Source organism: Mesorhizobium sp. M7A.F.Ca.US.006.04.2.1, from assembly GCF_004022915.1.
Taxonomy (GTDB): Bacteria; Pseudomonadota; Alphaproteobacteria; order Rhizobiales; family Rhizobiaceae; genus Mesorhizobium; species Mesorhizobium ciceri.
This window is the reverse complement of the sequence record NZ_RZQA01000240.1, coordinates 1-7,590: the sequence shown is the minus strand read 5'-3', so window position 1 is coordinate 7,590 and position 7,590 is coordinate 1. Positions and strand designations below refer to the sequence as shown.

Here is a 7,590-nt window from a genome sequence, read left to right as displayed (position 1 = left end):
GGTCCGGTTGGTGCGGGCCGCGGCCACCACGGCCGCGCAGGAGGCCGAACCGCAGGCCTTGGTCAGGCCGGCGCCGCGTTCCCAGGTGCGGATGATCATGGTTTCGGGCGAAGTAACCTGAGCGATGGTTATGTTGGCGCGCTCGGGGAACATCGGGTGGTTCTCGAGCAGCGGACCGAAGCGGTCGAGCTCGTAGGACCAGACGTCGTTGTCGACCCAGAAGATCGCGTGCGGGTTGCCCATCGAAACGACCGAGGGTGAATGCAGCACGGGAGCGTCGATCGGGCCGATCTGCAGCTCGATCATGCGGGTGTCGCGGAATTCCTCGGCCAGCGGGATATCCTGCCAGCCGAAGCGCGGCGTGCCCATGTCGACCGAGATCGAACCGTCGGCGTGTTCGCGCGCATTGAGGATGCCCGCCACGGTCTCGAAGGTGAAGATCTTCTGGCCGGTCTCGGCGGCGAGCGCCTGGACGACGCAGCGCATGCCATTGCCGCAGGCCTGCGCACCGGTTCCATCGGAATTCAGGATGTCGATGAAAAAGGCGGTGCCAGACGTCCTGGCGTCATGGATCGCCATGATCTGGTCGAAGCTGGTCGCGGCATCGGCGTTCAGCGCAACCGCCGCCGCCGCCGTCACCCGATCGGCACGGCCACGCATATCGGCAACGATGATCTCGTTGCCGATGCCGTTCATCTTGGCGAAAGGGGCAGTGCTGGCCATTGCTCCGAAAAATTCCGTGTCCGTTTGGCGCTATATGGCGGAAACGGGCAGGAATTACCAGTGCGCAGCCGCTTGGTCTCGGCGAAAGCGCCGGACTTACGTGACGGCGAAAATGCCCAGCACCACCAGCAGGAAGATGATCAGAACGATGCCGATAAGGATACGCGCACCGGTGGCCGCGGCACCTGCCAGTGCCGGCATGCCGAGCAAGCTCGCCGCCGCGGCGACGATCAGGAGAATGATAATCCATTTGAGCATGACAATGCCTCGCAAACCGGCAAATATTTCAACCACATGAAAACGCGGTTGCAGCGCTGGGGTTCCGTCGAACCGATGCGGATCAGGGCGCTATGTGCTCCGGCACATCCCAGACCTCGCCCGGCCGCAAGGCGCGAAAGCGCTCGCGTGGGATGCCTCGATCGTCAAGCGCCTCGGTCAATTTGCGCGCCGGCTCGTCGATCGGCTCGTCGGTGAGCTGGAAGGTGCCCCAGTGACAGCCGGCGGCATGGGCGGCGTTGCACAGCGTCATGCCTTGCACCGCTTCCCAGGGGTTCTGGTGCTGCGGCGCCATGAACCAGCGCGGCTCATAAGCGCCGATCGGCAGGATGGCGAAGCGGAAACCGCCATGTTTCTCGGCCATCCGCCGGTAGTTGATGCCATCGTGGAAGCCGGTGTCGCCGGCGAAATAGAGCTTGCCGTCAGGCGTTTCGACGACAAAGCCGGCCCAGAGCGCCATGCGCCGGTCGCGGGCGCCACGCGCCGACCAGTGATGCACCGGCTCGACATGAATGGCGGCGCCGTCGCCGATCTCGACCCTGTCGCCCCAGTCATGCGCCGACAGCCGCATGCCGGGCACGGCGGCTTCGATGATGGCGTCGTTGCCGAGCGGAGTGAGCACCAGCGGGTCGTGGCCGGCCTTCAGCCGCCTCAACGTGGCGAGGTCGAGATGGTCGTAGTGGTTGTGGCTGACCAGCACGAGGTCGATCGGCGGCAGGTCGGCAAAGGCGATGCCTGGCGCATTGATGCGTTTTGGTCCGGCGAAGGAAAGCGGCGAGGCGCGCAGCGACCACACCGGATCGGTAAGGATGTTCAGACCGGCCGTCTGGACCAGCAAGGTGGAATGGCCAACCATGGTCACTTTCAGCGCGGCGCCCTCGACCCGAGCCGTCGGTTTCGCCTGCGGAAAGGGGCTTGCATCGCTCGCCGGCCATTTCGAGCGCTGGCCATTCAACTGCCATTTCAGCAGGTCGGCGAAACGGCCGGGTGGCTGGCCGTCGGGATTGAAGAACAATGCGCCGTCGAAATGGTCGCTGGGCGGGCCGCTATAATAGCGATTGGCGGCTGTCTTTCTCGCGGCCAATTTTGCGGCTCCGGCAGGTGTTTCGTTTTCCAGACATAGGCGCTAAGGCGGCTCGCGCAAGCGTCCAACCGTCGAATGTCGGCGCTGCACTGCTTTGACCGGATCCCCAGGCGACGCGCGACAAGCGGTCAGCCGCCGCGATTGCGATAAATTTGCAACAATTCTTGCTGCAAACTGTATTTTAACCATATCGGGTTGAAATTTCGCCACCTTCTCCATCTTGGTGGGGGTGAGATTGTGCGGACGGCTTCCCCCCAGCCGGATCCGACGGAGGTTGGAATGACTTTTTCGAAAACCGGTCTGGTGGCCGTATCGCTGGCGGCGCTCGTTGCGAGCGGCTGTTCGACCTCGCGTTTCTCCTCGATGGATGACCAGCAGCCGGCACCGCTGGAGGCCGCGCCCGCCGGCAAGGTGACGGCGAACCAACTGCCGCCGCCGGCATCGCCCGGCACCACCGACCCGTCTCAATTCCCGACCGCTCCTGCGAACACGCAGGTCGCCGCGCTGCCTTCGGATGGTTCGGCGCCGGCCGGCGCTTCGGACGTGACTGCCGCCAGCGTCGCCGGTGTCTGGAACGCCAGCGTTGCGGGCCAGAGCTGCAAGGTGGCGACACCGCAGACCAAATTCGGCGCCGGCTTCCGCGCTGGGCCGCTGCATTGCCCGGCGCCGATGGACGGCGTCAAGTCGTGGAACGTCGCCGGCAAGCAGCTGACGCTCTATGACGAGAGTGGCGGTGCGCTGGCGCGGCTCTATTCCTCGGGCGGCTCGAAATTCGACGGCCAGACTTCCAACGGCCAGCCGATTTCGCTTACAAGGTAGGCTAATGCATGTCGCCCAAAAGTGGCCGCGGTTTTGGGAAAACAAAGATCTAAAGCGGGTCGTCTGAATCCGTTCAGACACGACCGCTTTAGTCCTCCGAATGCGTGTCGCGCAGAAGTGACCCCGATTTCGGGACAGCGACATGCATAAACAAATGACGTGACCGATGCATCTGCGTGACGGCCTCCAGACCCATGCGACCGTCAGGCAGCGCTACGAGCATCTGGTGGAAACCGGTACGATCGACCGCGATCCGGCGCAGGAACGGATCGTTGCGGCGCTCGACCGGCTGACCGATGAGATCTCGGCCAAGCGGCTGGCGCATAAGTCGAGCGCGCTGGGCTGGCTGTTCGCCCGCAAGCGCGAGACGCATGAGGCCGTCAAAGGCCTTTACATCCATGGCGGCGTCGGTCGCGGCAAGACCATGCTGATGGATATGTTCTTCGAGTTGCTGCCGGTGCGGCGCAAGCGCCGCGTCCACTTCAACGACTTCATGGCGGACGTGCAGGACCGTATCCAGAAGCACCGGCAGGCGCGCAAGAACGGCGATGTCAAGCAGGACGACCCGATCCCGCCGGTGGCCAAGGCCCTTGCCGAGCAAGCCTGGGTGCTGTGCTTCGACGAGTTCTCGGTCACCGACATCGCCGACGCGATGATCCTGTCCAGGTTGTTTTCGGCGCTGTTTGCCAGCGGTGTGGTGCTGGTCGCCACCTCGAATGTGGCGCCGGAAAACCTCTACAGCGACGGGCTGAACCGTCAGCTTTTCCTGCCCTTCATCGGCATACTGGAGCGGCACACACAGGTGCTGGCGCTCGATGCCGACAAGGACTACCGGCTGGAAAAGCTCGCCCGGACACCGGTCTATGTCACGCCGGCCGATGCGGCGGCGGACCAGCTACTCGACGAGGCCTGGCAAGCCATGACGCGCAACGCGCCGACCGCCGAGACATCGATTGCCCTCAAAGGGCGGCAGGTGATCGTGCCGCGTGCGGCAGGCGATGCGGCGCGGTTCTCCTTCGCCGATCTCTGCGAAAAGCCGCTTGGCGCGCGCGATTTCCTGGCGATCGCCGGGCGCTTCTCAACCATTTTCATCGACCACGTCCCGGTGCTCGGCGAAGGCAAGCGCAACGAGGCCAAACGCTTCATCCTTCTGATCGACACGCTCTACGACCATCATGTGCGGCTGGTGGTGAGCGCCGAAGCGCCGCCGCAAGCGCTTTATGCCGCCAAGCGCGGCGTGGAGGTCTTCGAGTTCGAGCGCACCGCATCGCGGCTGATCGAGATGCAAAGTCGCGACTGGCTGGAGGATTGGGCGGAGCGGCAGAAAGGGAAGCCGGCGCCAGAGGCACAGCAGGCGCAGGCCTGAATTTCCAGGGAATGCGTCGGTAGCGATCCTTTGCCCCCCTCTGTCATGCCAACGTCTACAACCCGAACCTCCTCGGCCACCCGCATCACAAGGGCGTCATTACCCGCATCCAGCCTTACGATTTCCATCTTCGTCGGTTATTTCCTCCCAAGTCGGCTTACAAACTCCGACGTTTACGTAAATCCCAAATGATCTAACCGATTGAAAACACTGACGCCAAAATAATCGTTTGAATTTTTTCCGTGCCGGGGCTATTGGGTGCGGCGAAAATTCGCGGTTCCCCGCAGCATTCCGGCCTCTTCTTCGACGCCACCATCAAGTCACCAGAGATTTGAGACGTCGTCACCGACAAAGGGAAAACATCCTCACATGGCACGCAACAAGATAGCGCTTATCGGCTCTGGCATGATCGGCGGCACGCTCGCTCACATGATCGGCCTCAAGGACCTCGGCGACGTGGTGCTGTTCGATATTGCCGAAGGTATCCCGCAGGGCAAGGGGCTCGATATCGCGCAGTCGTCGCCGGTCGATGGCTTCGACTCCAGGCTCACCGGCATCAACGACTATGCCGGCATCGAAGGCGCCGACGTCTGCATCGTCACCGCCGGCGTGCCGCGCAAGCCCGGCATGAGCCGCGACGACCTTTTGGGCATCAACCTCAAGGTCATGGAGCAGGTCGGCGCCGGGCTGAAGAAGTATGCGCCGAAGGCTTTCGTCATCTGCATTACAAACCCGCTCGACGCCATGGTCTGGGCGCTGCAGAAATTCTCAGGCCTGCCCAACAGCCACGTCGTCGGCATGGCCGGCGTGCTCGACAGCGCGCGCTTCCGCTATTTCCTGGCCGAGGAATTCAAGGTCTCGGTCGAGGACGTCACCGCCTTCGTGCTCGGCGGCCACGGCGATTCCATGGTGCCGATGATCCGCTACTCGACGGTATCGGGCATTCCGCTGCCCGACCTCATCAAGATGGGCTGGACCTCGAAGGAGAAGCTCGACCAGATCGTGCAGCGCACCCGCGACGGCGGCGCCGAGATCGTCGGCCTGCTCAAGACCGGCTCGGCCTATTACGCGCCGGCCGCTTCGGCGATCTCGATGGCCGAAGCCTATCTCAAGGACAAGAAGCGCGTGCTGCCCTGCGCGGCGTATCTCTCCGGCCAGTATGGCGTCAAGAATACCTATGTCGGCGTTCCCGTGGTCATCGGCGCCGGCGGCGTCGAGCGCATCATCGAGATCGAGCTCAACAAGAGCGAGCAGAAGATGTTCGACTCCTCCGTGGCGACGGTGCAGGGCCTGACCGAGGCCTGCGTCAAGATCGCGCCGCAACTCGCCTCCAAATGAATCTCCAGTAAGTGAACCCCCAGTCGATCCGGAGACCATCCAGATGAACATCCATGAGTATCAGGGCAAGGCACTGCTGAAGTCGTTCGGCGCGCCGGTGGCCGAAGGCGTGCCGGTGTTCAAGGCGAGCGAAGCGGAAGCCGCCGCCAAGGCGCTGCCGGGCCCGCTCTATGTGGTGAAGAGCCAGATCCATGCCGGCGGCCGCGGCAAGGGCAAATTCACCGAGCTCGGCCCGGACGCCAAGGGCGGCGTGCGGCTGGCGAAATCGGTGGCCGATGTCGTCGCCAACGCCAACGAGATGCTGGGCAACACTCTGGTGACCAAGCAGACCGGCCCGGCCGGCAAGCAGGTCAACCGCCTCTATATCGAAGACGGCGCCGACATCGAACGCGAGCTCTATCTGTCGATCCTGGTCGACCGTTCGGTCGGCCGCATTGCCTTCGTCGTCTCGACCGAGGGCGGCATGGACATCGAGGCGGTCGCGCATGACACGCCGGAAAAGATCATCACCGTCGCCATCGACCCGGAAAAAGGTGTCACTTCAGCCGACCTGAAGGCGCTCAACGGCGCGCTCAAGCTCGACGGCGATGCGGCCAAGGACGGCGATACGCTGTTCCCGATCCTCTACAAGGCCTTCGTCGAGAAGGACATGAGCCTGCTCGAGGTCAATCCGCTGATCGTCATGAAGAACGGCCGGCTGCGCGTGCTCGACGCAAAAGTGTCGTTCGACAACAACGCGCTGTTCCGTCACCCCGACGTGCTCGAACTGCGCGACACCACCGAAGAGGACGAGAAGGAAATCGAGGCGTCGAAATACGACCTCGCCTATGTCGCGCTCGACGGCAATATCGGCTGCATGGTCAACGGCGCCGGCCTTGCCATGGCGACGATGGACATCATCAAGCTCTATGGCGCCGAACCCGCCAACTTCCTCGATGTCGGCGGCGGTGCGTCCAAGGAAAAAGTGACGGCGGCGTTCAAGATCATCACCAGGGATCCGGCGGTCAAGGGCATCCTGATCAACATCTTCGGCGGCATCATGAAGTGCGACATCATTGCCGAGGGCGTCATTGCCGCGGTCAAGGAAGTCGGCCTGGAAGTGCCGCTGGTGGTGCGCCTGGAAGGCACCAATGCCGAGCTGGGCAAGAAGATCATCAACGACAGCGGCCTGAACGTGGTGTCGGCCGACGATCTCGACGATGCAGCCAAGAAGATCGTGGCGGCGGTGAAGGGCTGATCTGGTGCCTCCGCATAAGATAAACCTGGTCGAGGCTGCGGATCAAAAGATCAAGAAGGTCTTCGATCCGCATATCGCCGGCGACGTCAACGACAGCCAGGCGAAGGTCGCCAAGTTCGGCGAGGTCTTCGATTGGCACGCGCATGACAATGAGGACGAAGCCTTCCTCGTGCTGCGTGGGCGTATTGCCATCGATTTCCGCGACGGCCCGGTCGAACTCGGCGAGGGCGATTTCATCGTCGTGCCGCGCGGCGTCGAACACCGGCCGCGCTCGCTCACCGTTGAGCCCGTGGTGCTGATGTTCGAGCCGGCAACGACGCTCAACACCGGCAACGCCAAGAGCGACCTCACCGTCGCCGACTTGAAGCGGCTCTGACCATGTTTTCCTCGATCAACGGTTTTTAGAAAAGGGCTCCCATGTCCATCCTCGTCGACAAGAACACCAAGGTGCTGGTGCAGGGCCTGACCGGCAAGACCGGCACGTTCCACACCGAACAGGCGCTGGCCTATCACGGCACGAAAATGGTCGGCGGCATCCATCCCAAGAAGGGTGGCGAGACGTGGACCGGCGCGAAGGGCGAAAGCCTGCCGATCTTCGCCACCGTCGCCGAGGGCAAGGAAAAGACCGGTGCCAATGCGTCCGTCGTCTATGTGCCGCCGGCAGGCGCCGCCGAAGCCATCCTCGAAGCGATCGAGGCCGAGATCCCGCTGATCATCTGCATCACCGAAGGCATACCGGTGATGGAC

General features: G+C 63.1%; 8 protein-coding genes and 1 pseudogene. 6 read left to right on the top strand and 3 right to left on the bottom strand.

Going from position 1 to position 7,590, the window contains the following annotated elements; translation table 11 throughout:
- The 3 genes from dapF to EN925_RS14975 all read right to left on the bottom strand — a co-directional run.
- Nucleotides 1-723, bottom strand: a 723-nt coding sequence (gene dapF / locus EN925_RS14985; RefSeq protein WP_128336657.1) for a diaminopimelate epimerase, incomplete at its 3' end; no start/stop codon positions are given.
- A 96-nt stretch (nucleotides 724-819) separates the two neighbouring features.
- The gene (locus EN925_RS14980) at nucleotides 820-981 is read right to left on the bottom strand and encodes a DUF1328 family protein (RefSeq protein ID WP_013528842.1); all 162 of its coding nucleotides are present in this window, start codon (nucleotides 979-981) and stop codon (nucleotides 820-822) included.
- 82 nt (nucleotides 982-1,063) lie between these two features.
- Entirely contained in the window at nucleotides 1,064-2,083 is a 1,020-nt protein-coding gene (locus EN925_RS14975; RefSeq protein ID WP_127369572.1) for an MBL fold metallo-hydrolase, read from the bottom strand.
- A gap of 279 nt (nucleotides 2,084-2,362) precedes the next feature.
- Here EN925_RS14975 and EN925_RS14970 point away from each other — a divergent pair, with 279 nt between their 5' ends.
- The 6 genes and pseudogenes from EN925_RS14970 to EN925_RS14945 all read left to right on the top strand — a co-directional run.
- Complete coding sequence (locus EN925_RS14970; protein ID WP_013528844.1) at nucleotides 2,363-2,902, top strand: protease inhibitor Inh/omp19 family protein; 540 nt, start codon at nucleotides 2,363-2,365, stop codon at nucleotides 2,900-2,902.
- A 166-nt stretch (nucleotides 2,903-3,068) separates the two neighbouring features.
- Nucleotides 3,069-4,268: a cell division protein ZapE gene (zapE, locus tag EN925_RS14965; RefSeq protein ID WP_013528845.1), complete on the top strand. Its 1,200-nt coding sequence runs from the start codon at nucleotides 3,069-3,071 to the stop codon at nucleotides 4,266-4,268.
- A 369-nt stretch (nucleotides 4,269-4,637) separates the two neighbouring features.
- The gene (gene mdh / locus EN925_RS14960) at nucleotides 4,638-5,606 is read left to right on the top strand and encodes a malate dehydrogenase (protein ID WP_013528846.1); all 969 of its coding nucleotides are present in this window, start codon (nucleotides 4,638-4,640) and stop codon (nucleotides 5,604-5,606) included.
- Between the two features lie 43 nt (nucleotides 5,607-5,649).
- A complete protein-coding gene (sucC, locus tag EN925_RS14955) occupies nucleotides 5,650-6,843 on the top strand; it encodes an ADP-forming succinate--CoA ligase subunit beta (protein ID WP_024504973.1) in 1,194 nt (397 codons plus the stop codon).
- A 4-nt stretch (nucleotides 6,844-6,847) separates the two neighbouring features.
- Complete coding sequence (locus EN925_RS14950) at nucleotides 6,848-7,219, top strand: cupin domain-containing protein (RefSeq protein ID WP_013528848.1); 372 nt, start codon at nucleotides 6,848-6,850, stop codon at nucleotides 7,217-7,219.
- A 41-nt stretch (nucleotides 7,220-7,260) separates the two neighbouring features.
- A pseudogene (locus EN925_RS14945) lies at nucleotides 7,261-7,590 on the top strand (succinate--CoA ligase subunit alpha); the annotation flags it as partial.

Coding starts and splice junctions, on each gene's coding strand:
- EN925_RS14980 (WP_013528842.1), bottom strand. CDS start 981: ATGCTCAAATGGATTATCATTCTCCTGATCGTCGCCGCGGCGGCGAGC.
- EN925_RS14970 (WP_013528844.1), top strand. CDS start 2,363: ATGACTTTTTCGAAAACCGGTCTGGTGGCCGTATCGCTGGCGGCGCTC.
- zapE (WP_013528845.1), top strand. CDS start 3,069: ATGCATCTGCGTGACGGCCTCCAGACCCATGCGACCGTCAGGCAGCGC.
- mdh (WP_013528846.1), top strand. CDS start 4,638: ATGGCACGCAACAAGATAGCGCTTATCGGCTCTGGCATGATCGGCGGC.
- sucC (WP_024504973.1), top strand. CDS start 5,650: ATGAACATCCATGAGTATCAGGGCAAGGCACTGCTGAAGTCGTTCGGC.